At 69.4% G+C, this 26,950-nt stretch carries 22 protein-coding genes and 1 tRNA gene; 8 read left to right on the forward strand and 15 right to left on the reverse strand.

All coding sequences use genetic code 11. The annotated features are described in order from the left end of the window. Positions 1-95: 95 nt before the first annotated feature. The 5 genes from G8346_RS08525 to G8346_RS08545 all read right to left on the reverse strand — a co-directional run bounded on the left by G8346_RS08525 (position 96) and on the right by G8346_RS08545 (position 4,400). Complete coding sequence (locus G8346_RS08525) at positions 96-1,034, reverse strand: ribose-phosphate diphosphokinase (RefSeq protein ID WP_166050637.1); 939 nt, start codon at positions 1,032-1,034, stop codon at positions 96-98. Positions 1,035-1,115: 81 nt separating this feature from the next. Continuing rightward, positions 1,116-1,190: transfer RNA gene (locus G8346_RS08530), tRNA-Gln, on the reverse strand. A 37-nt stretch (positions 1,191-1,227) separates the two neighbouring features. Next, a complete protein-coding gene (ispE, locus tag G8346_RS08535; RefSeq protein WP_166050191.1) occupies positions 1,228-2,073 on the reverse strand; it encodes a 4-(cytidine 5'-diphospho)-2-C-methyl-D-erythritol kinase in 846 nt (281 codons plus the stop codon). Continuing rightward, a complete protein-coding gene (gene lolB, locus G8346_RS08540; protein ID WP_240901375.1) occupies positions 2,070-2,726 on the reverse strand; it encodes a lipoprotein insertase outer membrane protein LolB in 657 nt (218 codons plus the stop codon). The genes ispE and lolB overlap by 4 nt, the downstream gene beginning before the upstream one ends. A gap of 3 nt (positions 2,727-2,729) precedes the next feature. Beyond that, positions 2,730-4,400, reverse strand: a complete 1,671-nt coding sequence (locus G8346_RS08545) for a tetratricopeptide repeat protein (protein WP_166050195.1) — start codon at positions 4,398-4,400, stop codon at positions 2,730-2,732. A gap of 137 nt (positions 4,401-4,537) precedes the next feature. Between G8346_RS08545 and hemA the strand changes: the two genes are divergently transcribed. Genes hemA through G8346_RS08560 form a run of 3 tightly spaced genes read left to right on the forward strand, consistent with a single transcriptional unit; the run spans position 4,538 to position 7,915 of the window. Then, on the forward strand, positions 4,538-5,797 hold the full coding sequence (gene hemA / locus G8346_RS08550) for a glutamyl-tRNA reductase (protein ID WP_166050197.1): 1,260 nt from the start codon (positions 4,538-4,540) through the stop codon (positions 5,795-5,797). After that, positions 5,794-6,876: a peptide chain release factor 1 gene (prfA, locus tag G8346_RS08555; protein ID WP_166050199.1), complete on the forward strand. Its 1,083-nt coding sequence runs from the start codon at positions 5,794-5,796 to the stop codon at positions 6,874-6,876. Before hemA ends, prfA begins: the two co-directional genes overlap by 4 nt. A 19-nt stretch (positions 6,877-6,895) precedes the next feature. Next, entirely contained in the window at positions 6,896-7,915 is a 1,020-nt protein-coding gene (locus G8346_RS08560) for a cysteine synthase A (RefSeq protein ID WP_166050201.1), read from the forward strand. Here the strand turns inward: G8346_RS08560 and G8346_RS08565 are convergent. Further along, positions 7,912-9,084, reverse strand: a complete 1,173-nt coding sequence (locus G8346_RS08565) for a cystathionine gamma-synthase (protein WP_166050203.1) — start codon at positions 9,082-9,084, stop codon at positions 7,912-7,914. The genes G8346_RS08560 and G8346_RS08565 overlap by 4 nt on opposite strands. Further along, on the reverse strand, positions 9,068-10,462 hold the full coding sequence (locus tag G8346_RS08570; protein ID WP_166050205.1) for a pyridoxal-phosphate dependent enzyme: 1,395 nt from the start codon (positions 10,460-10,462) through the stop codon (positions 9,068-9,070). The genes G8346_RS08565 and G8346_RS08570 overlap by 17 nt, the downstream gene beginning before the upstream one ends. A 93-nt stretch (positions 10,463-10,555) precedes the next feature. On the opposite strand from G8346_RS08570, the gene prmC reads away from it, so the two are divergent. Genes prmC through G8346_RS08585 form a run of 3 tightly spaced genes read left to right on the forward strand, consistent with a single transcriptional unit; the run spans position 10,556 to position 14,251 of the window. Beyond that, a complete protein-coding gene (gene prmC, locus G8346_RS08575; RefSeq protein WP_166050207.1) occupies positions 10,556-11,416 on the forward strand; it encodes a peptide chain release factor N(5)-glutamine methyltransferase in 861 nt (286 codons plus the stop codon). Between the two features lie 4 nt (positions 11,417-11,420). Further along, positions 11,421-12,161 (forward strand): HesA/MoeB/ThiF family protein, encoded by a 741-nt coding sequence (locus G8346_RS08580; protein WP_166050208.1) that lies wholly within the window; start codon positions 11,421-11,423, stop codon positions 12,159-12,161. Further along, positions 12,158-14,251 (forward strand): prolyl oligopeptidase family protein, encoded by a 2,094-nt coding sequence (locus G8346_RS08585; RefSeq protein WP_166050209.1) that lies wholly within the window; start codon positions 12,158-12,160, stop codon positions 14,249-14,251. Before G8346_RS08580 ends, G8346_RS08585 begins: the two co-directional genes overlap by 4 nt. Positions 14,252-14,298: 47 nt before the next feature. On the opposite strand, the gene G8346_RS08590 is transcribed toward G8346_RS08585, so the two are convergent. The 4 genes from G8346_RS08590 to G8346_RS08605 are packed head-to-tail and all read right to left on the reverse strand — an operon-like array spanning position 14,299 to position 21,082. Then, positions 14,299-15,531: an aminotransferase class I/II-fold pyridoxal phosphate-dependent enzyme gene (locus G8346_RS08590; RefSeq protein ID WP_166050212.1), complete on the reverse strand. Its 1,233-nt coding sequence runs from the start codon at positions 15,529-15,531 to the stop codon at positions 14,299-14,301. Between the two features lie 12 nt (positions 15,532-15,543). Further along, complete coding sequence (gene metH / locus G8346_RS08595; protein ID WP_166050214.1) at positions 15,544-19,257, reverse strand: methionine synthase; 3,714 nt, start codon at positions 19,255-19,257, stop codon at positions 15,544-15,546. Next, complete coding sequence (gene metF / locus G8346_RS08600) at positions 19,250-20,122, reverse strand: methylenetetrahydrofolate reductase (protein WP_370520572.1); 873 nt, start codon at positions 20,120-20,122, stop codon at positions 19,250-19,252. The genes metH and metF overlap by 8 nt, the downstream gene beginning before the upstream one ends. Before the next feature lie 18 nt (positions 20,123-20,140). Beyond that, positions 20,141-21,082 (reverse strand): metalloregulator ArsR/SmtB family transcription factor, encoded by a 942-nt coding sequence (locus G8346_RS08605; RefSeq protein ID WP_166050216.1) that lies wholly within the window; start codon positions 21,080-21,082, stop codon positions 20,141-20,143. Between the two features lie 39 nt (positions 21,083-21,121). Here G8346_RS08605 and G8346_RS08610 point away from each other — a divergent pair, with 39 nt between their 5' ends. Further along, positions 21,122-21,604 carry a YiiD C-terminal domain-containing protein gene (locus G8346_RS08610; protein ID WP_166050217.1) on the forward strand — a complete coding sequence of 161 codons (483 nt, stop codon included), beginning with the start codon at positions 21,122-21,124 and terminating at the stop codon, positions 21,602-21,604. On the opposite strand, the gene hslO is transcribed toward G8346_RS08610, so the two are convergent. The 4 genes from hslO to gatC are packed head-to-tail and all read right to left on the reverse strand — an operon-like array spanning position 21,601 to position 25,707. Continuing rightward, the gene (hslO, locus tag G8346_RS08615) at positions 21,601-22,500 is read right to left on the reverse strand and encodes an Hsp33 family molecular chaperone HslO (protein WP_166050219.1); all 900 of its coding nucleotides are present in this window, start codon (positions 22,498-22,500) and stop codon (positions 21,601-21,603) included. The genes G8346_RS08610 and hslO overlap by 4 nt on opposite strands. Beyond that, positions 22,500-23,933, reverse strand: coding sequence for an Asp-tRNA(Asn)/Glu-tRNA(Gln) amidotransferase subunit GatB (gene gatB / locus G8346_RS08620; protein ID WP_166050221.1), 1,434 nt, complete (start codon positions 23,931-23,933; stop codon positions 22,500-22,502). The genes hslO and gatB overlap by 1 nt, the downstream gene beginning before the upstream one ends. Positions 23,934-23,944: 11 nt before the next feature. Continuing rightward, positions 23,945-25,402, reverse strand: a complete 1,458-nt coding sequence (gatA, locus tag G8346_RS08625; RefSeq protein ID WP_166050223.1) for an Asp-tRNA(Asn)/Glu-tRNA(Gln) amidotransferase subunit GatA — start codon at positions 25,400-25,402, stop codon at positions 23,945-23,947. A gap of 17 nt (positions 25,403-25,419) precedes the next feature. Further along, positions 25,420-25,707 (reverse strand): Asp-tRNA(Asn)/Glu-tRNA(Gln) amidotransferase subunit GatC, encoded by a 288-nt coding sequence (gene gatC, locus G8346_RS08630; RefSeq protein WP_166050225.1) that lies wholly within the window; start codon positions 25,705-25,707, stop codon positions 25,420-25,422. Positions 25,708-25,876: 169 nt separating this feature from the next. Between gatC and G8346_RS08635 the strand changes: the two genes are divergently transcribed. Next, complete coding sequence (locus G8346_RS08635) at positions 25,877-26,920, forward strand: rod shape-determining protein (protein WP_166050227.1); 1,044 nt, start codon at positions 25,877-25,879, stop codon at positions 26,918-26,920. The last annotated feature ends 30 nt before the right edge of the window (positions 26,921-26,950 follow it).

A 26,950-nucleotide genomic window follows, 5' to 3' on the forward strand; every position in this document is an offset into this window, starting at 1 on the left:
TCCGTTAAACAAAAATTCCGGCAGCGCGGGCCCGCGACCAGGCTTGCGCGCATGCCGACCCGGCGTCCCGACCCCGGAACGCCGCTCCTGTCGGCTCAGTCCACGTAGAGCGAGCTGACGGATTCCTCGTCGCTGATCCGGCGCATGGTCTCGGCGAGCATCTCCGCCACGCTGAGCTGGCGGATCTTTTCGCTGGCACGCGCCGCCTCGGACAGCGGAATGGTGTCGGTCACCACCAGGCCGTCGAGGAGCGAATCGTTGATACGTTGCACTGCCGGCCCGGAAAGCACCGGATGCGTGATGTAGGCGTAGACTTTCTCCGCGCCATGGTTCTTCAGTGCCGCCACGCCCTGGCACAGCGTCCCGGCGGTATCGATCATGTCGTCGACCAGCAGGCAGGTCTTGCCGCGGACGTCGCCGATGATATGCATGACCTGCGCCTCGTTCGCGCGCGGGCGACGCTTGTCGATGATCGCCAGGTCGGCGTCGTCGAGCCGCTTGGCCAGGGCCCTGGCCCGCACCACCCCGCCCACGTCGGGCGAAACCACGATCATGTTCTGGTAGCGCTGCTTCCACGCGTCGTGCAACAGCACCGGCGAGGCGTAGACGTTATCCACCGGGATGTCGAAGAAGCCCTGGATCTGGTCCGCGTGCAGGTCCACCGTCAGCACGCGGTCGACGCCGGCATGCGTGATCATGTTGGCCACCAGCTTGGCGGAAATGGCGACGCGCTGGGCGCGCGGACGCCGGTCCTGGCGCGCGTAGCCGTAGTAGGGAATCACAGCGGTGATGCGCGCCGCCGACGCGCGCCGCAGGGCGTCCACCATGACCAGCAGCTCGAGCAGGTTGTCGTTCACCGGCGGACAGGTCGGCTGCACGATGAACACGTCGCGCCCGCGGACGTTCTCCAGCACCTCGGCGGTGACCTCGCCATCGCTGAAGCGCCCCACCTGCAGCCTGCCCAGCGGGAAACCCAGGTGGCGCGCAATACTCTCGGCCAGCTCCCGGTTCGCATTACCCGAGAACACCGCCATGTGACCTGCTTCGTGAACCACGCCTGCCTCCCCTGGAGCGCCTGCCCTATGACTCTTCGGCGCCGCCTGCGCGCCCTGTAATGGCTGGGGTGGGAGGATTCGAACCTCCGCATGACGGGATCAAAACCCGTTGCCTTACCACTTGGCTACACCCCAGTCGCCGATAACCCCGGGCGCCGCCTGCCGGGTCTCTTCAGCCGGCGCGGCACCGTGCCAGCAACGCGCTTTCGCCGACCCCACGCGCCACAAATCCCGTCCAGCGCACCGGCATCGCAGCCAGCACCGCCTCGGCGGCGGCGGCGGAAGCGAAGCGCGCGAAGACGCAACCGCCGGTTCCGGTCAGCCGGGCGCCGTCGCGAGCCCGAGGCGCCAGCCAGTCCAGCGCCGCCCCGACCTCCGGGTACAGGCGCCGCACGACCGGCTCGCAATCATTCCGCCCACCGGCCGAAACAAAGCCCTTAATTGTCGTTTTTGGGGTATCACGTGTCAATTCAGGGTCGCTGAAGACCCGTGCCGTAGAGACCTCGCAGCCCGGACACAGCACCACGTACCACGCCGGCGGCAGCGCCAGCGGCGTCAGCTTCTCGCCCACGCCTTCCGCCCAGGCCGTGCGCCCGTGCACGAACACGGGCACGTCGGCGCCGAGTTCCAGCCCCAGCGCGGCGAGACGCTCCTGCGACCAGCCGAGCCCCCAGGCGTGGTTCAGCGCCACCAGCGTCGTGGCGGCGTCGGAACTGCCGCCGCCGAGCCCGCCGCCGAGAGGAATGCGCTTCCTGACCCGTATCTCCGCTCCCTGGCGGCACCCCGCGGCCGCCTGCAGGCGCCGCGCCGCCCGCACCACCAGGTCGGACTCTGCCGGGACGCCGGCAGCCCCCTCCGGCCTCAGCACGAGGCTGTCCGCACGCGGCTCGACGACGATTTCGTCCCCATAGTCCAGCAGCTGGAAGACGGTCTGCAGCTCGTGATAGCCGTCAGGGCGCCGGCCGGTCACGTGCAGGAACAGGTTCAGCTTGGCCGGCGCCGGCCACGCCGGGCTCATCTCCGCGCCAGCGTGCCCGCGCCCGGGATGTCCCAGCGGTCGGTCATCACCCGGATGCGCACGTCCCCGCGCTCCATGTCGAGGCGGCGCGGCAGCAGTAGGCCCTCCGCCTCGCCGTAGCTGTCGTAGCGCACCAGCCAGCCGGCCTGCTCCATGCTGTCCAGCAGGCCGTCGGCGTCCGGCACCTCGTTCGCCGGCAGGCCCGGGTCGGAGACGCCGAGAATCCAGTAACGCATGCTGTGCACCGGCAGGCTCCAGCCGAAACGCTCGCTCATTTCCTTTTCCGGGTCGCGCAGCAGGAGCTCGTCGCCGGAGGTCGTCTTCACGCGCAGCTGGTTCGGGTCGCCGTGGATACGGAATCCGCCGAAGCCGAACGGCCCGCGGAAACGGAAGTCCACGATGTCGTCGTTCTGTTCCCACGACACCGTGCCGCTGTAGCCGCGCCGACCCGTGTTCAGCGACAGCCGCCCTTCCATGCGGAACTCTTCGATTTCGCGCAGCATATCCCGCCTTTCCAACCAATCCACTCCCGGCGCCTGAGGTCGCTCTGCCGGTCCTGCACAACCCGCGAACAACGCGGCCAGGACCGGGATTATAAGAAACCGGACGCCCCTGCGGCTAAACGCACGACAGTGTACTGCAAGGCGCAGCATGACTCAGGGGTCCAGGCGGCCCATGGTGTCGAGGAGAATCCTGCTGCCGGGGAATTCGACCAGCGCCTCCAGCCAGGTGGCGCGCGCATCCTCCTTGCGCCCGAGCGTCCACAGGACCTCGCCCAGGTGCGCGGCGATCTCCGGGTCGTTCTGCAGCGTCAGCGCGCGCTCCAGGTAGGGCAGCGAATCTACGGGCCGGCCGAGGCGAAACAGCACCCAGCCCATGCTGTCGAGCACGGCGGGGTTCTCCGGGTCCAGCGCCAGGGCGCGGCTGATCAGCTCATAGGCCTCGTCGTGGCGCTCGGTCAGGTCCGCCAGGGTGTAGCCCAGGGCATTGAGGGCCACGGGATCGTCCGGCCGCAAGCCGACGATGTGCCTGAAATCGGCCACCGCAGCATCGACCCGGCCGAGCTCGACCCCGAGCATGGCGCGCGCGTAGCGCAGCCCCACCTCGTCCGGCAGGCGCTCGAGCAATCCGTCGTAGACGGCGACCGCCTCTTCGGGCCGGCCCAGCCGCGACAGCAGCTCGGCGCGTGCCACGCCGAGCTCGATGGCCGCACCCGGGTTGCGCTGGGCGAACAGCTCCAGGTGCTGCAGCGCCAGCTCCGGCCGGCCCATGCGGAACATCAGCAGCGCCAGGCGCACCTGTGCAGTGACCAGGTGCTCCCCGGCATCGACGCGCGAATACAGGCGCGCCGCCTCCTCGATATTGCCTTCCTGCTCGGCCAGGCCGCCGAGGTAGAACAGCGCGTCGTTGGTGTACTCGCCGTGCTCGAGCAGGGTCATCAAGGCCGTCCTGGCCTCCGCCGCCCTGCCCGCATGGAATTCGAGGTAACCCAGGGCGCGCAGCGCCTCCGGGTCCGCCGGCGCCTCGTCCAGCAGGGCTTCCAGCAATGTCCGCGCCTCGTCCGCGCGCTCCGCGTTGATCAGGATGGTGGCGCGCTCCAGGCGCAGCTCGCGGCTTGCCGCAGCCTCGTGGGCCGCCAGCCAGTCAAGCGCCGCCTGCGCCTCGCCGGCTGCCTCGAGGGTGCGCGCATACAGGAGCGCAGCGTCGATCCAGCCGGGTTCCAGCGCCAGCGCACGCCGGACGGCGTCCCGGGCGGCTTCCGTCTGCCCCGTGCTCAACGCCAGGTAGCCCTCGACGTAGGCTGCGCTCGGATCGGCGGGATAATCCGCAGTGACGGCGCTCATGGCTTCCAGCGCCACGCCCGGGTCACGCGCCTCGCCGGCCAGGGGCAGCAGGGCGATGAAGGCGCGCCCGCCATCGCCGCCGGCGTCACGCAGGCGCCTGAGACCCGCGGCCGCCGGGCCGGACCGGCCGAGCGCGAGGTTGGCGCGCACCAGGAGGCGCTGGGGATGCAGTGACTCGGACGAGCGGGCGGCCCACAGCTCCGCCGCTTCCAGGGCCTCCTCCGGCGTGCCGTAGGCCGCGGTGAAGCGGGCCGCGCGTTCCGCCAGCGCGGTGTCCTCGCTCACCCGTGCGGCGCGCAGGAACTCGGTCGCGGCCAGCGCCGGCTTTTCCCGCTGCAGCGCCAGCTCCCCCATGAAGACGTGGTAGTCCGGCTCGCCGGGGCGGCCGAAATCAGGCGCGGACTCGTCGGGCGCGGGCGTGCCCGGGCCAGGCCCGGCGCACGCGGCGAGCATCAGCAGCAAAGGTAGGGCAAGCAGTCTCATGGGGTCTGGCCGGCTCTCGGAAAGCCACTATACCCCATGAAAACAGAGCTCCGTGAACATGCGTCGCTTGTCACCGCGGTACGGCTTACCGGACAATTACCCGTCATCCCCACCGGGCGAAAGCGCTTCATAACCTGATGTCCATCAAAGTCCTCGGCGTCAATCATCGCTCGGCACCCGTCGAGATCCGGGAGAAGCTGGCCTTCAACCCGGAGCGGCTGCCGGTGGCGCTGCAGGAACTCGTGCGGCTGCCGCAGGTGGACGAGATGCTGATCGTCTCCACCTGCAACCGCACCGAGTTCTACGGGCACTGCGCGGAAAAGGGGCTGGCGCACGTGCGCGAGTGGCTGAACGACTATCACCACCTCGGCGATCGCGCCAACGACTGCCTGTACCAGCTCGAGAACCAGCTGGCCGTGAGCCATACCTTCACCGTGGCCTGCGGCCTCGACTCCGCCGTGCTCGGGGAACCGCAGATCCTCGGGCAGATGAAAGAGGCTTACCGCATCGCCACCGAGGCAGGCAGCGCCGGCCCCATGCTGCATTCGCTGTTCCAGCAGGCGTTTTCGGTCGCCAAGATGGTGCGCACAGATACCGAGATCGGCGCCTCCGCGGTCTCGGTCGCCTTCGCCGCCGTCAACCTGGCGCGGCAGATCTTCGCCGACTTCTCGCAGCACTCGGCCCTGCTGGTGGGCGCGGGCGAGACCATCGAGCTGGTGGCGCAGCACCTGTCGGGCCGCGGCATCGGTCGCATCGTTATTGCCAACCGCAGCATCGAGCGCGCCCGCAAGCTGGCCCAGGAACACAAGGGCTTCGCCATCGAGCTCGGCGAGATCCCCGACCACCTGCCGGCCGCCGACATGGTCATCTGCTCCACCGCGAGCCCCGACCCGCTGATCACCAAGCCGATGGTCAAGGCCGCCCTGAAAGCACGCAAGCGCAAGCCGATCTTCATGGTCGACCTCGCGGTGCCGCGCGACGTCGAGCCGGCAGTGTCGGAGCTCGAGGACGTCTACCTCTACACCGTGGACGACCTGCAGGGCGTGGTGGACGAAAACATCAAGGCGCGCGAGGAAGCGGCGGCGCACGCCCGGCGCCTCATCGACGTCGAGGTGGTGCGCTTCACGCAGACGCTGAAGACGCGCGATGCGGCGCCGACCATCCGCTCCGTGCGCAGCCGCGCGGAGGAGATCCGCAACGCCGTCAACGCCCAGGCGCAGCGCATGCTCGAGTCCGGCCGCTCGCCCGCGGAGGTGATGGACTTCCTGTCCAAGACCCTCACCAACAAGCTGATGCACCTGCCCAGCGTCAGCCTGCGGCGTGCCGGCGAGGAAGGCGACCAGGAGTTGCTCGACGCCGCGCGCCGCCTGTTCGGCCTCGAAGCAGACCAGGAGTGAAAGACTCCATCGTCAGCAAGCTGGCGGACCTCGTGGACCGCCACGAGGAAGTGGCGGCGCTGCTGTCGGACGCCGAGACCATCGCCGACCAGGCGCGCTTCCGCGAGCTGTCGCGCGAGTACGCGCGGCTCGAGCCGGTGGTGCGTGATTACCGGGCCTGGCGCCAGGCCCGCGCCGAACAGGACGCCGCCGCAGAGATGGCGAACGACCGCGACCCGGAGCTGCGCGCCATGGCCGAGGAGGAACTCGCCGGCCTGGAGACCCGCCTGGAAGACCTCGAGGCCGCGCTGAAGAAGCACCTCGTGCCGCGCGACCCGCTGGACGACGCCAACATCTTCCTGGAAGTCCGCGCCGGCACGGGCGGCGACGAAGCTGCCATCTTTGCCGGGGACCTGTTCCGCATGTACAGCCGCTATGCCGAGCGCATGGGCTGGGGCATGGAGATCCTCTCCGCCAGCGAGGGCGAGCACGGCGGCTACCGCGAGATCATCAGCCGCGTGGTCGGCCATGGCGTGTATTCGCGCCTCAAGTTCGAGTCCGGCGCGCACCGGGTGCAGCGCGTGCCCGAAACCGAGTCCCAGGGCCGCATCCATACCTCCGCCTGCACCGTGGCCGTGCTGCCGGAGCCGGAGGCGATGGAGGAGATCGAGATCAACCCGGCGGAACTCAGGGTCGACACCTACCGTGCCTCGGGCGCCGGCGGCCAGCACGTCAACAAGACCGACTCGGCGGTGCGCCTCACCCACCTGCCCACCGGCATCGTGGTGGAGTGCCAGGACGAGCGCTCGCAGCACAAGAACCGGGCGCGCGCGATGTCGTTGCTGCAGGCGCGCCTGATGGACGCGGAGCGCAGCCGCCGCGACGCGGCGCAGGCCCAGAGCCGCCGCCTGCAGGTCGGGTCCGGCGACCGCTCCGAGCGCATCCGCACTTACAATTTTCCCCAGGGACGCGTCACCGACCACCGCGTCAACCTGACGCTGTACCGGCTCGAGGATATCCTTGCGGGCGACCTCGACCAGGTCATCGGGCCGCTGGCGGACGAATACCAGGCCGACCAGCTGGCCGCCCTGGGCGAGTGAGCGCACTGGAGGAAGTCGCATGGGAGTGCTACCGAGCGTACTCGAGGCCATCGGCAACACGCCGTTGATCCGCCTGCGCGGCCCGTCCGAGGAGACCGGCTGCGAGATTCTCGGCAAGGCTGAGTTCATGAACCCGGGCGGCTCGGTGAAAGACCGCGCCGCGCTCGGCATCGTGCGCGACGCCGAGACCCGCGGACAGCTGCGGCCCGGCGGCGTCATCGTCGAGGGCACCGCCGGCAACACCGGGATCGGCCTCGCGCTGGTCGGCAATGCGCTGGGCTATCGCACCGTCATCGTCATGCCCGAGACGCAGAGCCAGGAGAAGATCGACACGCTGCGCGCCTATGGTGCGGAAGTGCGGCTGGTCCCGGCCGTGCCGTACAAGAACCCTGACAACTACGTCCACGTCTCGCAGCGCCTCGCCGCAGAACTCGCGGCAAGCGAGCCCAGCGGCGCCCTGTGGGCCAACCAGTTCGACAACACCGCCAACTACGCTTTCCACCTCACCACCACCGGGCCGGAGATCTGGCAGCAGACCGCGGGGCGCATCGACGGCTTCATCTGCGCCGTGGGCACCGGCGGCACCCTCGCCGGCGTCGGCCGCGCGCTCAAGGCGCGGGACATGCGCGTGCAGGTCGGCCTGGCCGACCCCTGCGGCTCAGCCCTCTACAACCATTTCACCCACGGCGAACTGAAGTCAGAGGGCAACTCCATCACCGAGGGGATCGGCAACGGCCGGGTGACGAAGAACCTGGCGGAAGCCGTGGTCGATCACGCGTTCCAGGTGCCGGACACGGAGTCGATCCCGCTGGTGTTCCGCCTGCTGCAGGAAGAAGGGCTGCTGCTGGGCGGCTCCAGCGGCGTCAACGTGGCTGGTGCGATCCGCCTGGCGCATAAGCTCGGGCCAGGCCACACCGTCGTGACCATCCTGTGCGACTCGGGGCTGCGCTACCGGCAGCGACTGTTCAACCCCGAGTTCCTGGCCTCGAAGGGATTGCCGGTGCCGGCGTTCCTGCGCGACTCGGCAACACGCGCCTAGCCGGTTGCCGCGGCGAGCGCATGCTCCAGGTCGGCCAACAGGTCGGCGCAGTCCTCGACCCCCACCGACAGCCGGATCAGCGTGTCGCTGATGCCCAGGCGCGCGCGCGTCTCTGGCGGTACCGAGGCGTGGGTCATGATGGCGGGATGGTTCACCAGGCTCTCCACGCCGCCGAGGCTCTCAGCGAGGGTGAACAGGTGCGTGTTCTCCAGGAAACGGCGCGCCGCATCCAGCCCGCCGGCGATGTCGAAGCTGACGATGCCGCCGCCGCCGGCCATCTGCTGCAGCGCCAGCGCATGCTGCGGATGCGACTCCAGCCCCGGATAGATCACACGCTCCACGCCGGCGCGCCCCTCCAGCCAGCGCGCGATCTGCAGCGCGTTGGCATTGTGGCGCTCCATCCTGAGCGCCAGCGTCTTCACCCCGCGCAGCGCGAGGAAGCTGTCGAAAGGGCCCGCCACGGCGCCGATGGAGTTCTGCAGGAAGGCCAGCTGCTCGGCCAGGGCCGCGTCGCGCACCGCCACGACGCCGCCGACCACGTCGGAATGGCCGTTCAGGTACTTGGTCGCGGAGTGCATGACGATGTCGGCGCCGAGTTCCAGCGGCCGCTGACCCCAGGGGCTGGCGAAGGTGTTGTCGACCACCACGAGGGCGCCGCGGGCTCTCGCCGCCGCGCTCACTGCAGCGATGTCCACCAGTTTCAGCATCGGATTGGTGGGCGTCTCGATCCATACCATGCGCGTGTCGTCGCGCATGGCCGCGTCGAGGCTGTCCGGGTCGGAGAGGTCGGCGTAGCTGACCCGCAGCCCGGCCGTGCGCGCCCGCACCCGGTTGAACAGCCGGCCCGTGCCGCCGTAGAGATCGTCCATCGCCACCACGTGGCTGCCGGCATCCAGCAGTTCGAGCAGCGTGGCGATGGCTGCCATGCCGGAGGCGAAGGCGAAACCGTGGCTGCCGCCCTCGAGGTCCGCCAGGCAGCGCTCCCAGGCCATGCGCGTCGGGTTCTGGGTGCGCGAGTATTCGTAGCCCTGGTGCACGCCGGGGCTGGACTGGGCGTAGGTCGAGGTGGCGTAGATCGGCTGCATCACGGCGCCCGTGGCCGGGTCCGGCGACTGGCCGGCATGGATGGCGCGAGTGCCGAAAGCGAGCCCGTCAGTCTTGCTGGTCATGGTTGTCGTCCTGGTGCAGTCGGCGCAGGTAATTGAGCACGTCGGAGCGGGTGATGAGGCCGAGGAAACGCTGCCCGCCGTCCTCGGTGACCGCCGCGTAAGAGTCGCCGTGCAGCAGGGCGACCAGGTTTTCCAGCGAGGTCGCCTTGTCCACCTTGAGGAAGCTGGTGCGCATGGCGTTGCGCACCTTCTCCGCCATCCGTGGCGGGCGGCCGAAGGTGTAGCGAATGATGTCGTCCTCGGTGATGACGCCCACGAGGCGCTCCCCCTCCATCACCGGCAGCTGCGAGAAACCGGCGTTGCGCAGCCGGTTGTGCGCCGTGGTGATGATGTCGTCGGCGCCCACCGTGATGGTGGCACGATGCTCGTGCGGCCGGCCGATGAGGTCGCGCAGGTCGCCGTGCTGCGGGCGCTTGATGAAGCCCTGGTCTTCCATCCAGAAGTCGTTGTAGAGCTTCGACAGGTACTTGTTGCCGGTGTCGCAGGCGAAAGCCACCACCCGCTTTGGCTTGGTCTGCTCACGACAGTAGCGCAGCGCAGCGGACAGCAGCGTGCCGGAAGATGACCCGGCGAGAACGCCTTCCTTGCGCAGCAGCTCGCGCGCGGCGGAGAACGACTCGGCATCGCTGATCGTATAGGCCTTGCCGACCATCGACAGGTCGCAGATATCGGGCACGAAGTCTTCGCCGATACCCTCCACCAGCCAGGGCCCGCCGGGCACGATCTCGCCGGTCTCGATGTAATGCGCGAGGATGGAGCCCTCCGGGTCCGCCAGCACGAACTCGAGATCCGGCGCAGCCTCGCGGAAGAACTGTGTCATTCCGGAGATGGTGCCGCTGGAGCCGACGCCGACCACGATCGCGTCGACATCGTGCTCCATTTGCTGCCAGATTTCCGGCGCCGTGGTCAGCTCGTGTGCACGCGGGTTGTCGGGGTTGCCGAACTGGTTGATGTAGTAGCCGCCACGCTCGCGCGCAATGCTCTGGGCCAGGTCCTGGTAGTACTCCGGGTGGCCCTTGCCGACGTCGGAGCGGGTCAGCACGATCTCGGCGCCCATGGCGCGCAGGTTGAAGATCTTTTCCTGGCTCATCTTGTCGGGCAGCACCAGCACCAGCTGGTAGCCCTTTTGCGCCGCAGCCAGCGCCAGGCCGATGCCGGTGTTGCCCGCCGTGGCCTCGACCAGGAGGTCGCCGGGGCGGATGTCGCCGCGCTTCTCGGCTTCCTCGATCATGGAGATGCCGATGCGGTCCTTGATCGAGCCGCCCGGGTTGGCCAGCTCCAGCTTGAGGAACAGCCGGCACGGCCCGGTGTCGATGCGGGTGACCTCGAGCATGGGCGTTTCACCGACCATTTCGAGCACGTTGCGGTAGATTCTCATGACTCCTCCAGCCGCCGACGGCCGGCGCAGGTGTCGCGCGCCCGGCAAGCTGCGCGTATTCTACACGCCCCAATTGAGGTCACCGGGCCACTCATGGCTGACAGCGATTACGACCTGTCGATACGGCAATACCTGGAGGACGGCACGGCCATCCTGCGCCGCGTCAGCGACAGCCCGCGCCTCGACGCCGAGCTGCTCATGGGGATGGTGTTGCGCAAGCCGCGCAGCTTCCTGCATGCCTGGCCGGAGCAGCAACTCAGCGAGGAAGAGGCCGCGTGCTACGAGGAGCTGCTGCGCCGGCGTTTCGCCGGGGAGCCGATTGCCTACATGACCGGCATCCGCGAGTTCTGGTCCATGCCGCTGCGCGTGACGCCGGCCGTGCTGATCCCGCGCCCCGAGACCGAGCTCCTCGTGGAGCGGGCGCTGCTACGCCTGCCGGAGGACGAGGAGACACGCGTGCTCGACCTCGGCGCCGGCTCGGGCGCCGTGTCCCTGGCCATCGCGCGCGAGCGGCCGCGCGCGCAGGTGATCGGCGTCGATATCTCGCTCGCCGCGCTGGAACTGGCGCGGGGCAATGCCAAGCTGCAGAAAATCGACAACGTCGAATTCCGCGAGAGCGACTGGTTCGACGCGGTGCGGGGAGAGAAATTCAACATCGTGGTCGGGAACCCGCCCTACGTGGCGGAAGACGACCCGCACCTCGGGCGCGGCGATGCGCGCTTCGAGCCGAGGCTGGCGCTGGACGCCGGGGTCGGCGGCATGAACTGCTTCCGTGCCATCCTCGAGCGCGCCCACAACTACATCGTGCGCCAGGGCTGGCTGCTGCTGGAGCACGGCCCGGACCAGCACATGGCGCTGCGCCGCCTCATGGAGGCGCAGCACTACCATGACATCACCCTGCACAAGGACGCGGCGGGGCGCGACCGCGTCACCGAGTGTCGCTTCGTGGAGTGAGCCGATGAGCGCTGAACGCTATGCCCGACACCTGGCGCTGGCGGGTTTCGGCCCGGACGAGCAGGCGCGCCTGCGCGCGGCGACCGCCCTGGTGATCGGCGCCGGGGGACTCGGCTCGCCGGTGCTGCTCTACCTCGCCGCGGCGGGCATCGGGCGCCTGGTGGTGAGCGACTTCGACACGGTGGACGTGACCAACCTGCAGCGCCAGGTGCTGTTCACCGGGGCCGACCTCGGCCGGCCCAAGGCAGAGGCGGCCGCCGAGCGCCTCGCCGCGCTCAATCCCGACACCAGGGTGGTGCCGGTCAATGCGCGCCTCATGGACGACACCCTGCTGGACGCCGTGGCCGCCGCCGACGTGGTGCTGGATTGCTGCGACAATTTCGGCACCCGCTTCGCCCTGAACCGCGCCTGCGTCAGCGCGCGCAAGCCGCTGGTGTCCGGGGCCGCGATCCGCTTCGAGGGCCAGCTGGCGGTGTTCCGCCTCGACCGGCCCGGCGGGCCCTGCTATCGCTGCCTGTGGCAGGAGGAGGCGGAGGGCCTCGAAAACTGCCGCGGCAACGGCGTGCTGGGCCCGGTGCCGGGGGTCATCGGCAGCCTCATGGCCGTCGAGGCCCTCAAGATCGCCAGCGGCTGCGCACCTGCGGCGAGCGGGAAACTTTTGCTGTACGACGCCATCGAAAACGACTGGCGTACATTGAAGCTGGAACGTGATCCGGCGTGTCCGGTGTGTGGAGCAGGTGCATGAAAAAGGCAACCGCGATCGCGCTGTGCGGCGCGCTGGCGATGACAGGAAACGCAATGGCTGCAGACGATCCCTTCCTCTGGCTCGAGGAGGTCGAGAGCGAGCGCGCCCTGGACTGGGCCCGGGCACAGAACCAGCGCGCGCAGGCGCGCCTCGAAGCGCACCCGGCATTCGAGTCCATTCACGAGCGCGCCCTGGAGATCCTCAACTCGGACGACCGCATCGCCATGCCCGCGTTGCGCGGCGGCATGGTCTATAACTTCTGGCGTGACGCCGAGCACGTGCGCGGCCTGTGGCGCCGCACCGCGCTCGACAGCTACCGCGGCGAGTCCCCGGCGTGGGAGGTCTTGCTGGACCTCGACAAGCTCGCGGCGGCCGAGGACCGGAACTGGGTCTGGGCCGGCTCGAGCTGTCGCTATCCGGACTACGACCGTTGCCTGGTCGGGCTCTCCGTCGGCGGCGCCGACGCCGCCGTGCAGCGCGAATTCGACCTGGAAAAAGGGGAGTTCGTCGCCGACGGCTTCGTCCTGCCGGAGTCCAAGAGCAACATCGGCTGGAGAGACCGCGACTCGGTCTTTCTCGGCCCGGCGTTCACCGACGAGCAGATGACCACCTCGGGCTACCCGCGGCTGGTACAGGTCTGGCGCCGCGGGACACCCATGGCGGAAGCCGAGACGCTGTTCGCCGGCGCACGCGACGACGTCGGCACCTTCGGCTCGCGCTACTGGGACGGCGACGCGTACTACGATTTCATCATCCGGGTGCCCGACACCTTCTCGCGCATCTACCACCTCGTGATCGGCGACGAAATCCGCGAGCTGAATGCGCCCCGCGACGCCGACATCGCCGGCGTCCTCGACGGCCAGCTGCTGCTGCAGCTGAAATCCGACTGGCAGGTGGGCGCAGCGGTTTTCCCCCAGGGCGCGCTGGTGGCGGGCCCGGTGGCGAGCTTCATGGGCGACACGCCGGAGATTGCGCTGGTGCATGCGCCGGATGCGCGCTCGTCGATCACCGCCGTGTACAAGACCGAGGGCGTGGTGCTGGTCTCCGTGCTGGACAACGTCATCGGCCGCCTGTTGCGCTTCACCCATGACGAAAACGGTTGGCACGGGAAAAATCTCGAGGTCCCCGGCCTGGGCAACGTGGAAGTGGTCACGACCGATGACCGCTCGGACCGCTTTTTCTACACCTACACCGGTTTCCTCAGCCCGACCACGTTGTACGAGGCGGATGCGGCAAGCGGCCAGGGCAGGCAGGCGCGCGTCGAACCATCGTGGTTCGACGCCACGGGAATGCGGGTGGCGCAATACGAGGCGGTGTCAGCCGACGGCGAGAAGATCCCCTACTTCGTGGTCACGCCGCCCGGCTTCGAGGCCGACGGCGACAACCCGACCCTGGTTTTCGCTTACGGCGGCTTCGAAGTGCCCTACCTGCCCAGCTACTCGGGCATTACGGGTTCCGCGTGGCTGGAGCGTGGCGGCGTGTACGTGCTGGCCAACATTCGCGGCGGCGGCGAGTTCGGCCCGCGCTGGCACCAGGCGGCGCTGAAGGAGAAACGGCAACGCGCATTCGACGACCTGATCGCTGTGGCCGAAGACCTCGTCGAGCGCAAGATCACTGCGCCCGAGCACCTCGGCATCCTCGGCGGCAGCAACGGCGGCCTGCTGACGGGCGCGGTGATGGTGCAGCGGCCGGACCTGTTCAACGCCGTGGTCTCGCTGGTCCCCCTGCTCGACATGCAGCGCTACCACCTGCTGCTGGCCGGCGCCAGCTGGATGGGCGAGTACGGCAATCCAGACGATCCCGAGCAATGGGCCTACATCAGCCGTTATTCGCCCTACCAGAACGTCTCCGCCGAGGCCGAATACCCCGTCGCCTTCTTCGCCACGTCGACTCGGGACGACCGCGTCCATCCCGGTCATGCGCGCAAGATGGTGGCGAAAATGCTCGACCAGGGTCACGAGGTGCTCTACTACGAAAACATCGAGGGCGGCCATGGCGCGGCGGCCAACCTGCAGCAGCGCGCTTACCTCAACGCGTTGATTTACGCCTACCTGCTGGAGCGGCTGGCGCCGCCGGAAACGTCCGAATAGATTGCTCGGGCGCGCGGCCTGGCGGCGGTGCGCCCGAGCAGCACAGGCTAGGACGCCTTGGCCACCGACCAGTCGTGCAACAGGTCCTCGATGCGGCTGAAGACCTCGCCGATCACCGCAGGCTCGGGCAGCGTCGTGATGCGGAAGTGGTTGTTATAGCGGGTGTTGAAGCTCACCCCCGGCGCCACCAGCACGTGCTTGTGCTCGAGCAGCTGGTAGGCGAAGCGCTCGTCGTCGAAGTCCGGTAACTCGTCGGTGCATATGCGCGGGAAGGCGTACATGGCGCCGTCGGGCGTGACCAGGTCGATGAACTTGCTGCCCGCCGCACCGTCGATCACCGCCTGGCGTGATTCGTACAACCGCCCGCCGGGGCTGACCAGGTCGCGGATGCTCTGGTAGCCGCCGATGGCCGTCTGCACCGCCCACTGCCCCGGCACATTCGCGCACAGGCGCAGCGCCGACAGCAGCTCGACCGACTCGAGGTAGCGGTCGGCGGTGTCCCGGCTGCCCGAGAACACCACCCAGCCGACGCGGTAGCCGCAGGCGCGATAGACCTTGGACAGGCCGGAGAAGGTGCCGCACAGGGTGTCCTGCACCAGCGTCGCCATGGGCACGTGCTCGGCGCCGTCGTAGGTCATGGCGTCGTAGATCTCGTCGCTGAACACCACCAGCCGGTGGCGCTCGGCCACGCGCGCCAGCGACTCGAGCAGCGCGCGCGGATAGACGCGGCCGGTGGGGTTGTTCGGGTTGATCACCACCAGCGCACGGGTGCGCGGCGTGACCAGGCGCTCGACCTCCTCGGGGTCCGGCAGGAAACCGTTTTCCGGCCGGCAGGGGTAGTGCACGGCGCGGGCGCCGTTGAGCACCGTCGCGGCGGTCCACAGCGGGTAGTCCGGGCTGGGGATCAGCACCTCGTCGCCGTCGTTGACCAGCGCGCGCAGGGTCAGGTCGATCAGCTCGCTGACGCCGTTGCCGATGAACACGTCCTCGGCCGTGACGCCGACGACGCCGCGACTCTGCTGCTGCATCACCACGGCCTCGCGCGCCGGGAAAATGCCTTTCTGGTGGCAGTAGGGCTCGCTGGCCTGCAGGTTCTCGATCATCGCCAGGCGCATGGTCTCCGGGGTGCGGAAACCGAACAGCCCGGGATTGCCGATGTTCAGCGCGATGATCTCGTAACCCATGCGCTCGAGCTCCAGGGCACGCCGCGCAAGGCGGCCGCGGATCTCGTACTTGACGCCGGTGAGGGCCCGGCTGGGCTCGACGATTTCGGGAGTCATGGCGCCATTAAATCATGCGGCGGAACGCGTGTAACCAAGGATCGGCGCCAGCCAGCGCTCGGCCTCGGCGACGCTCCAGTCCTTGCGCGCGGCGTAGTCCTCGACCTGGTCGCGGTCGATACGGCCGACCTGGAAATAGCGCGCCCCGGGGTGGGCGAAGTACCAGCCGCTCACCGAGGCCGCCGGCATCATGGCGTAGTGCTCGGTCAGGCGCATGCCGGTGCGCGTCGCCACGTCCAGCAGCTGCCACAGCGTGCCCTTCTCGGTGTGATCGGGGCAGGCCGGATACCCCGGTGCGGGGCGGATGCCGCGGTAGTCCTCGGCGATGAGCGCCTGGTTGCCGAGCTGCTCCCCGGGCGCATAACCCCAGGTTTCGCGACGCACCTTCAGGTGCAGGTACTCGGCAAAGGCTTCCGCGAGCCGGTCGGCCAGCGCCTTGAGCAGGATGGCGCGGTAGTCGTCGTGCTCGGCCTCGAAGCGCGCCACGTGGGCGTCGATGCCCTCGCCCGCGGTCACCGCGAAGGCGCCGATCCAGTCCGCTCTGCCGCTGTCGACGGGCGCGACGAAGTCGGCCAGGCACAGGTTCGGCTGGCCCGGGGCCTTGCGCTTCTGCTCGCGCAACTGGTGCAGGACCAGGCGCACCTCGTCGCGATCCTCGCCCGCGTAGACGCGGATGTCGTCGCCGTCGCTGGCGGCAGGGAACAGGCCGATCACGCCGCGCGCGCGCAACCAGCGTTCACGCACCAGCTGGTCGAGCATCTCGCGTGCATCGGCGTACAAGGAACGGGCGACCTCGCCCCGCTCCGGATCGTCCAGGATGGCGGGGAAACGCCCCGAGAATTCCCAGGCGTTGAAGAAAGGCATCCAGTCGATGTACTCGACCAGCGTCTCCAGTGGCACATCGTCCAGCACCTGGATGCCGGGCTGCAGCGGCGCGGGCGGCGTGTAGTCCTGCCAGCCGCCGTCGAAACGGTTCGCCCGCGCCTCGGCCAGGCTCAACTGCGGGCCCTTGCTGCGCGGCCGGCTGTGCTGGACGCGGCGCTGCTCGTGCTCCTGTTCCACCTTGGCGCGGAAGGCATCGCCCTGTTCCACGCTGATGAGCTGCTGCACCACGCCCACCGCGCGCGAGGCGTCCTTCACGTACACCACCGGGCCTGCGTACGCCGGGTCGATCTTCACCGAGGTGTGCGCCGGCGAGGTGGTGGCGCCGCCGATCAGCAGCGGCTGCTCGAAGCCGAGCCGCTGCATCTCCGCCGCCACGTGGATCATCTCGTCCAGCGACGGCGTGATCAGGCCCGACAGGCCGATGATGTCCGCGCCTTCCTTGCGTGCGGTCTCGAGGATGCGGTCGCAAGGCACCATCACGCCGAGGTCGACGACCTCGAAGCCGTTGCACTGGAGCACCACGCCGACGATGTTCTTGCCGATGTCGTGCACGTCGCCCTTCACCGTCGCCATGATGATGCGGGCGCGCGGCTGCCGGTCGGCTTCCTTCTCCTGCTCCAGGTAGGGCACGAGATGCGCCACCGCCTTTTTCATCACCCGCGCCGACTTCACCACCTGCGGCAGGAACATCTTCCCTTCGCCGAACAGGTCGCCGACCACGTTCATGCCGGACATCAGCGGGCCCTCGATCACGTCCAACGGCCGGCCGAGTTCCACGCGCGCGGCCTCCGTGTCGGCCACGATGAATTCATCGATACCTTTCACCAGCGCATGCTCGAGGCGGCGAATCACGGGCCACTCGCGCCAGGCCAGGTCCTCGCTCTCGCGCTTCGCGCCCGGCCCACCGCGGAACTCGTTGGCGAGGGTGAGCAGCCGCTCGGTGGCGTCGGGCCGGCGCGCCAGGATCACGTCCTCGACGGCCTCGCGCAGCCGGGCCGGGATGTCCTCGTAGATGGCGAGCTGGCCGGCGTTGACGATGCCCATGCTCATGCCGGCGCGGATGGCGTGGTAGAGGAACACCGAGTGCATGGCCTCGCGCACGCGGTCGTTGCCGCGGAAAGCGAAGGAGACGTTGGACACGCCGCCGCTGATCAACGCACCGAGATCCTCGCGGATCGCGCGCGTGGCCTCGATGAAGTCCAGCGCATAGCGGTCGTGCGCCTCGATGCCGGTGGCGACAGCGAAGATGTTCGGATCGAAAATGATGTCCTCGGCCGGGAAGCCGATGGTCTCTGTGAGCAGCCGCCAGGAACGGCGACAGATCTCCAGCCGCCGCTCCAGCGTCTCCGCCTGGCCCTGCTCGTCGAAGGCCATGACGATGACGGCGGCGCCGTGGCGGCGGATCTCGCGGGCCTGGCCAAGGAACGTCTCCTCGCCTTCCTTGAGGCTGATGGAGTTCACCACCGGCTTGCCCTGCAGGCACTTCAGGCCGGTTTCCAGCACCGACCACTTCGAGGAGTCGATCATCACCGGCACGCGCGCCACGTCGGGTTCGGCCGCCAGCAGGTCGAGGAAGGTCTGCATCGCCGCCTCGGAGTCGAGCATCCCCTCGTCCATGTTGACGTCGACGATCTGCGCGCCGCTGTCCACCTGCTGGCGCGCCACGTCGACCGCCGCCGCGTAGTCGCCCGCCTCGATGAGCTTGCGGAAGCGCGCCGAGCCGGTGACGTTGGTGCGCTCGCCCACGTTCACGAACAGCGACTCGGGCGTGATGTTCAGCGCCTCCAGGCCGCTCAGGCGGCAGGCCGGCGGCCGTTGCGGGATGACGCGCGGCGGCTTGCCGCGCACCGCCTCGGCCAGCGCGGCAATGTGCTCGGGACGGGTGCCGCAGCAGCCGCCGATGATGTTGACGAAGCCGCTGTCGGCGAATTCCCCGATCAGCGCCGCCATGGTGGCGGCGTCCTGGTCGTAGCCGCCGAAAGCGTTCGGCAGCCCGGCGTTCGGGTGCACGCTGACGAAGGTGTCGGCGAGACCGGACAGCTCCTCGACGTGCGGCCGCAGCTGCTCGGCGCCGAGGGCGCAGTTGAAGCCCACCGCCAGCGGGCGGGCATGCCGAACGGAATTCCAGAAGGCCTCGACCGTCTGTCCGGAGAGCGTGCGGCCGGAGGCGTCGGTGATAGTGCCCGAGACCATGACCGGCAGGCGGAAGCCCTCCTCCTCGAACATGGCGTCGAGCGCATACAGCGCGGCGCGCGCGTTGAGCGTGTCGAACACGGTCTCGACCATGAGGATGTCGGCGCCGCCGTCGGCCAGCGCCAGCGCGGCCTCGCGATAGGCCGCGACCAATTGGTCGAAGCGCACGTTGCGCTTGCCGGGGTCGGTGACGTCGGGCGAGATCGAGGCGGTGCGGTTGGTCGGCCCCAGCACGCCGGCGACGAAGCGCGGGCGCCCGTCGGCGGCGGCCGCATCGGCGCACTCGCGCGCGATGCGCGCCGCGGCATAGTTGATGTCCGCCACCGCCGACTCCAGCCCGTAATCCGCCTGGGCGATCGCTGTGGCGCTGAAGGTGTTGGTCTCGATGACGTCGGCGCCGGCGTCCAGGTAGGCCCGGTGTCCGTCGGCGACGATATCGGGCCGCACCAGGCACAGCAGGTCGAAGTTGCCCTTCAGGTCCGACGGGTGGGCCGCGAAGCGCTCGCCACGGAAATCCGCCTCGACCAGCTTGCGCTCCTGCATCAGCGTCCCGGTGGCGCCGTCCAGCAGCAGGATGCGCCGGCGCATCAGCTCGGCCAGCTCGGCGCTCCGGTCCGGCTGGCGATGTCGCGCGCGCTGCTCAGGCATACGCCACCTGCGGCGCCGGCCCCTGCATAAGGCAGTGGCAGATGGCGTACACCAGCCCGGCGCGATTCAGGGTGTAGAAATGGAAATCCTGCACGCCGTGGCGACGCAGGGTCTCGACCATGTCGATGGCCACGCTGGCCGAGATCAGCGCGCGCGTGTCCGCGTCGTCTTCCAGGCCGGCGAAGCGCTCCCGCAGCCAGTCGGGGATGCTGGCGCCGCAGGCGGCAGCGAACTTGGTGATCTGCGGGAAGCGCGTGATGGGCAGGATGCCGGGCACGATCGGCACGCTGATGCCGGCCGCGGCTGCGGCGTCGCGAAAGCGCAGGAATGCCGCCGGGTCGAAGAAGAACTGGGTGATCGCCCGCGCCGCGCCGGCGTCCACCTTGCGCTTCAGGTTGTCGAGGTCGGCCTGGGCGCTCCCGGCCTCAGGATGCACCTCCGGGTAGGCGGCCACCGAGATCTCGAAATCGCCGATGCTGCGCAGGCCGGCGACCAGGTCCGCGGCGTAGGCGAAGCCGCCGGGGTGCGGCGTGTAATGCGTGCTGCCCTTGGGCGGATCGCCGCGCAGGGCGACGATGTGGCGAATACCCGCGTCCCAGTAGCGCCGGGCGATCTCCAGCACCTCTTCGCGCGTGGACCCGACGCAGGTCAGGTGCGGCGCGCTCACGAGCCCGGTCTCGGCATGAATGCGCGTGACGATGTCGTGCGTGCGCTCGCGCGTGGACCCGTCGGCGCCGTAGGTGACGGAGACGAACGATGGCTGCAGCGGCGCCAGCCGGGCCACGGTCTGCCACAGCCGTTCTTCCATCGCCGCGTCGCGGGGCGGAAAAAACTCGAAAGAAAACCTGATGTGCGGTGAACTCAACGCCGGGACTCCCTGGCTTCAGGCGGCCGCGACGCGCTGGGCGCCGGGCCGGCGGACAATGGACACGAGCAGCGGCCACGGGCTCGCGGGCAGTTGCTCGACGACTTCCTGGCGCAGTCCGGCTCGCACGCACCACGTCGCGAGCCGGTCCTGGTCCAGCGGGATCGCGGCGCCGGACGAGGCAGGCGTGGCGCCTGCGCCGGTGAGGTACTCGACCAGCAGCAGGCGACCGCCGGGACGCAGGACGCGAGCGGCCTCGCGCAACACCTCGTCCGGCTGCTCCGCCTGGTACAGCACCTGGTCGATGGTGACGGTGTCGAAACTCGCGTCGGCGAAGCGCAGCTGGTACATGTTGCCCTGGCGCACGGAGAGGTGGTCGAGGCCGGCCGCGTGCAGGTTGCTGCGCGCCAGCACCAGCATTTCGCGCGAGATGTCGATGCCGACCGCCGAATCTGCATTCACGCCCAGCAGCCGCAGCATGCGGCCGGTGCCGGTGCCGATGTCCAGCAGCTCGCCCAGGTGCTCCCCCGCCATCAGGTCGATGATGCGCGCGTCCACGCCGGCCGGGGTCGGCGTCGCTGCATCCATCGCGCGCCCGCGCAACTGCTCCGCGCGGCGCGCCAGCACCCGGTCGAGGCGCTCGCGGTCGAGCCGCAGCGCGGCATCGCTTGCCGGCACCAGCCGCAACAGCGCGCGCGCCACTTCCGCGCCGGGGCCGCCGAGCGGGACGCGGTAGTACACCCAGTTCTGCTCGCGAAAGCGGTCCAGCAATCCCGCCCCGCACAGCACCTTGAGGTGCCGCGAGACGCGCGGCTGGCTCTGCCCCAGCACCTCGGTAAGCTCGGTCACGGTAAGCTCGCCGCGGGCGCAGAGCGCAAGCAGGCGCAACCGGCTGGGATCGGCCAGGGCCTTGAAGGCCTCCAGCACCGGCTGCATGGATGAGCTTGCGACGGAAATCATGGTGTGCGCATATAAACATATCGTTATATAGGCTTCAACATGCTCGACGAGAACTCGGCCCGCGAATGGCGGCAGCGGCTGCAGGCGCTGTGGTCGCAACGCATCCCCCTGGCGCAGGCCATGCAGGTGGAAATCCGCCGGCTGGACCGCGCCGGGTTGCTGCTTGCCGCGCCCCTGGCGCCAAACCGCAACCACGTCGGCACGGCCTTCGGCGGCAGCCTCCAGGGGCTCGCCACCCTCGCGGGCTGGGCGGTGACCCTCGTCGCCGCAGCAGGCCACGGCGCCCCCAGGGTGGTCATCCGCGAGTGCCGCATGCGCTTCCTGGCGCCGGTGGAAGGCGAGTTGATCGCCACCGCTGCCTGGCCGGAGGCCGAGACAGTGGCGGCCTTCCGCAACCGGCTGGCCACAGAGGGACGTGCCCGGCTCATGGTGGCGGTCGACATCGGCACGTCGGGGGAAAGCGCGGCGGCGCGCTTTTCAGGGGAGTTCGTGGCCCGCGTCGAACCGCCCGCCGCCGGCTAGTGCAAGCGGTCTGACTGCGGCGGCACGGCGTCCTGGTCGGCCAGCAGCCGCGCCACGTCGACCCGGTCGAGCTCGTAGGCGGCGTTGCAGAATTCGCAGCGCACCTCGATCCGTCCCTCTCCGGCGAGCAGCTCGTCCAGCTCGTCCCGGCCGAGCAGGCGCAGGGCGGATTCCACGCGGTCGCGGGTGCAGCTGCAGCGGAAACTGACCGCGCGCTCATCGGCCAGCCGCAGGTCGTCTTCGTGGAACAGGCGTCGCAGCAGCTGGCGCGGCTCCAGGCCGAGCAGCTCTTCCGCGGTCAGCGTGTCGCCCAGCAGCCCGACGCGCTGCCAGCCGTCTGCATCGCCGTCCGTGTCTTCCTCGGCGCGGCTCTCGCCGACGGGAAGCTGCTGCAACAGCATCCCGGCCGCCCCGCTGCCGTCCGCGGCCAGCCAGAGCCGGGTCGGCAGCTGCTCGGACTGCGCAAAATACCCGTCCAGGCAGCTGGCGAGGGTGTCGGTGTCGGCCAGCACGATGCCCTGGTAGCGCTCGCGACCGGACCGGCGCTCGATGGTGATGGCGAGGCGGCCGTGGCCGGTGAGCTCGGCCAGCGAGCCCTGCGGGTCGTCGCCCTCCCACTTGGCCAGCCCGCGCACGGCAAGATCGCTGCTGCACTGGACCACCAGCAGGCTCAGGACGCCTTCGCCCTGGATCTGCATGGTCAGGAGGCCGTCGAACTTCAGCGTCGAGGCCAGCAGCACGCAGGCCGCCATGGCCTCGCCCAAGAGGCTGCGCACGGCCGGCGGGTATTCCTGGCGTGCCAGCACCTCGCGCCAGCTGTCCTCGAGCCGCACCAGCTGGCCGCGGACCGGGAAGTCCTCGAACATGAAGCGCCGCAGCGCGTCGCCGCCGCTCATCAACCGGCCAGCAGCTTCTTCAGCAACTCGTTCACCAGCGCCGGGTTGGCCTTGCCGCCCGTGGCCTTCATCACCTGGCCGACGAAAAAGCCGAACAGCTTGTCCTTGCCGGACCGGTACTGCTCCAGCTGCCCCGGGTTCGCCGCGATGACTTCGCGTACCACGTCCTCGAGCGCGCCTGTGTCGGTGATCTGCTTCAGCCCGCGCGCCTCGATCACGGCGTCGGCGTCGCCCTCGCCGTTCCACATGGCCTCGAACACTTCCTTGGCGATCTTGCCGGAGATGGTCTGGTCCTCGATCCGGCGCAGCAGTCCGAGAAACGCGTCCGCCTTCACCGGGCTGGCAGACACATCGAGGCCGGCCTTGTTGAGGGCACCGGCGAGCTCGCCCATGACCCAGTTGGCGGCGAGCTTCTTGTCGTCCAGGCCCGCGGCGACGTTCTCGAAGTAATCCGCCACGGCCCGGCCCGCGCTGAGCACGCCGGCGTCGTAGTCCGACAGGCCGTACGCCGCGACGAAGCGTTCGCGCTTGTGCCACGGCAGCTCGGGGAGCTCGGCGCGCACCGCCTCGACCTGCTCCGGGCCGATTTCCAGCGGCAACAGGTCAGGATCCGGGAAATAGCGGTAATCGTTCGCCTCTTCCTTGCTGCGCATCGGGCGCGTCTCGTCCTTGTCCGGGTCGTAGAGGCGCGTTTCCTGCACCACCTTGCCGCCGGACTCGAGGATGTCGATCTGGCGCTCCACCTCGAACAGGATGGCGCGCTCGACGTAGCGGAAGGAGTTGAGGTTCTTGGTCTCGGTGCGGGTGCCGAACTCGTGCCGCCCGAAGGGCCGCACGGAGACGTTGGCGTCGCAGCGGAACGAGCCTTCCTGCATGTTGCCGTCGCAGATGCCGAGGTAGCGCACCAGCTGGTGGATGGCCTTCATGTAGGCCACGGCTTCCTTCGCCGAGCGCAGGTCGGGCTCGGACACGATCTCCAGCAGCGGCGTGCCGGCTCGGTTCAGGTCGATGCCCGACTGGCCGTGGAAGTCCTCGTGCAGGGACTTGCCGGCGTCCTCCTCGAGATGCGCGCGGGTGATGCCGACCGTCTTGCGGGCGCCGTCCTCGAGCCGGATCTCGATGCGCCCGTCATGCACGATGGGCAGTTCGTACTGGCTGATCTGGTAACCCTTGGGCAGGTCGGGATAGAAGTAGTTCTTGCGCGCGAACACCGAGCGCGCAGCCACGCTGGATTCCGTGGCCAGGCCGAAGGCGATGGCCATGCGCACCACGCCGTTGTTCAGCACCGGCAGGACGCCGGGATAGCCCAGGTCGACCAGGCAGGCCTGCGTGTTCGGCGCGGCGCCGTAGGCGGTGGAGGCGCCGGAGAAGATCTTGCTCCGGGTGGCGAGCTGGGCGTGGATCTCCAGCCCGATGACGGTTTCCCATTCCATGTGCTCGTTCCTCAGGCGAAGGCGCCGCCGGGCGCCTGCGCATGCCAGTCGGTGGCCTGCTGGAAGCGGTGCGCGACGTTGAGGATCCGCCCCTCGTCGAAGGCCCGGCCCACGATCTGCAGTCCCACCGGCAGCCCGTCGACGAAGCCGCAGGGCACCGAGAGCCCCGGCAGCCCGGCCAGGTTCACGCCGATGGTGTAGATGTCGTTCAGGTACATGGTCACCGGGTCGTCCACCTTGGCGCCCAGCGCGAAGGCCGGCGTCGGCGACGTGGGCCCGACGATGACGTCGACGTCCTCGAAGGCGCGGTGGAAGTCGGCGGCGATGAGCTGCCGCACGCGCTGCGCCTTCAGGTAATAGGCGTCGTAGTAGCCCGCCGAGAGCACGTAGGTGCCGGTCATGATGCGGCGCTTGACCTCCGGGCCGAAACCCTCGCCGCGGCTGCGCTTGTACAGGTCCTCGAGGTCGCGCGGCCGGGCGGCGCGGTAGCCGAAGCGCACGCCGTCGAAACGCGACAGGTTGGACGAGCACTCGGCCGGCGCGACCACGTAGTAGGTCGGCACCGAGAGGCCGATGTTCGGCAGGCTGACGCGCTGCACGGTGGCGCCGAGCTGTTCCAGGACCTTGAGCGCCGCCTCGATCGCCGCCGCGTTCTCGGCATCCAGGCCCTCGTCCATGAACTGTTCCACCAGCCCGATGCGGAGGCCGTCGAGCGGCGCGTCCAGGCCGGCGACGTAGTCGGGCACCGGGGCGTCGACCGAGGTGGAGTCGCGCGGATCGTGGCCTGACATCGCGCCCAGCAGCAGCGCCGCATCCTCCGCCGTCTGCGTCAGCAGCCCGGCCTGGTCGAGGCTCGAGGCGAAAGCGATCATGCCGTAGCGGGACACCCGCCCGTAGGTCGGCTTGATGCCGGTGATCCCGGTCAGCGCCGCCGGCTGGCGGATGGAGCCGCCGGTGTCGGTGCCGGTCGCCGCCGGCACCAGGCGCGCCGCCACCGCGGCCGCGGAGCCGCCGGACGAGCCGCCCGGCACGCGCGCCGTGTCCCAGGGGTTGCGCACCGGGCCGTACCAGCTGGTCTCGTTCGACGAGCCCATGGCGAACTCGTCCATGTTGGTCTTGCCCAGCATGACCACGCCGGCCTCGCGCAGGCGCTCGACAACCGTGGCGTCGTAGGGCGCGACGAAGTTGTCGAGCATGCGCGAGCCACAGCTGGTCTTCACGCCCGCGGTGCAGAAAATGTCCTTGTGGGCGATGGGCAACCCGGCCAGCGGCCCCGCCGTGCCTGCAGCGCGGGCGGCGTCGGCCGCGCGGGCGGCCTCGAGGGCGGCGTCGCCGGTGAGCGTGACGAAGGCGTTGAGCTCGCCGTCGAGCGCGCCGATCCGCGCCAGCAGGTGGCGCACCAGTTCCTCGCTGCTGAACTCGCCGGCGGCAAGACCGCGCGCCATCTGCGCCAGGGTCATGGCATGCATAGATCCGCGCTCCCTGCTTACTCGATGACCTTGGGGACCAGGTACAGCCCGGCCTCGACGGCCTGGGCGTTCTGCTGGTAGAGGTCGCGCTGGTCGCTTTCCGTCACGACGTCCTGGCGCAGGGGCTGCGTCATGTTGAGCGGGTGCGCCATGGGCGTCACGCCCTCGGTATCGGCGCGTTCCAGCTGCTGTACGAAATCGATGATCCGGGACAGGTTGTCGACATAGGTGGGCACTTCCTCGCCGGAGATGCCCAGCCTGGCGAGGTGCGCAATGGACTCGACCTCGTCGCGGCTCAACTTCATGCGGGTCTCCTGAAAGCTCTGCACAGGTGTGCGGGCAAGTCGTCAATGATACCGTTGCGCTTGCCCGAAGTCGCCCCCGTTGCTAGATTTAGGTGCTTGTGCACCCCGGCCCCGCCGGACGCCGCGCGCCGCCCCGTCGCCCCCTCACTGGTCCCTGCTCGGTCAACCTATGTTCAAGAATCTCCGCGGATATTTCTCCAACGACCTGTCCATCGACCTGGGCACGGCCAACACGCTGATCTACGTGCGTGGCCGCGGCATCGTGCTGGACGAGCCGTCCGTGGTCGCGATCCGGGAGGAGACCGCGCGCGGCGGCCGCACCGTGCAGGCCGTGGGCGCGGAGGCAAAGATGATGCTCGGCCGCACCCCCGGCAACATCACGGCCATCCGGCCGCTGAAGGACGGCGTCATCGCCGACTTCACCGTCACCGAGAAGATGCTCCAGCATTTCATCAAGAAGGCCCACGGCAGCCGTTATTTCCGCCCCAGCCCGCGCGTGCTGGTGTGCGTGCCCTACGGCTCCACCCAGGTGGAGCGCCGCGCCATCCGCGAGTCGGCCGAGGGCGCGGGCGCCCGCAAGGTCTACCTGGTGGAGGAGCCCATGGCCGCAGCGATCGGCGCCGGCATGCCGGTCGGCGAGGCGCGCGGCTCGATGGTGCTGGACATCGGCGGCGGCACCTCGGAAGTGGCGGTGATCTCGCTCAACGGCATCGTCTACGCCGCCTCCGTGCGCATCGGCGGCGACCGCTTCGACGAGGCCATCATGAGCTACGTGCGCCGCAACTACGGCATCCTCATCGGCGAGGCCACCGCGGAGCGCATCAAGCACGAGATCGGCGCCGCCTACCCCGGCCAGGAAGTGCGCGAAATCTCGGTGCGCGGCCGCAACCTCTCGGAAGGCGTGCCGCGCAGCTTCACGCTGAATTCCAACGAGATACTGGAAGCACTGCAGGAGCCCCTGCAGGGCATCGTCGGCGCGGTCAAGGCGGCGCTGGAGCAGACGCCCCCCGAGCTCGGCGCCGACGTCGCCGACCGCGGTATCGTGCTCACCGGCGGCGGTGCGCTGCTGCGCGACCTGGACAAGCTGCTGATGGAAGAGACCGGCCTGCCGGTGGTGATCGCCGACGACCCGCTGACCTGCGTGGCGCTGGGCGGAGGCAAGGTGCTGGAGCTGCTGGACCAGCACGGCCCCGGCCTGTTCGGCATCGAGTGAGGCGCTGGCCAAGGCCCCACGCAGCAGTCC

The organism is Thioalkalivibrio sp. XN279 (assembly GCF_011089885.1).
Taxonomy (GTDB): Bacteria; Pseudomonadota; Gammaproteobacteria; order Steroidobacterales; family XN24; genus XN24.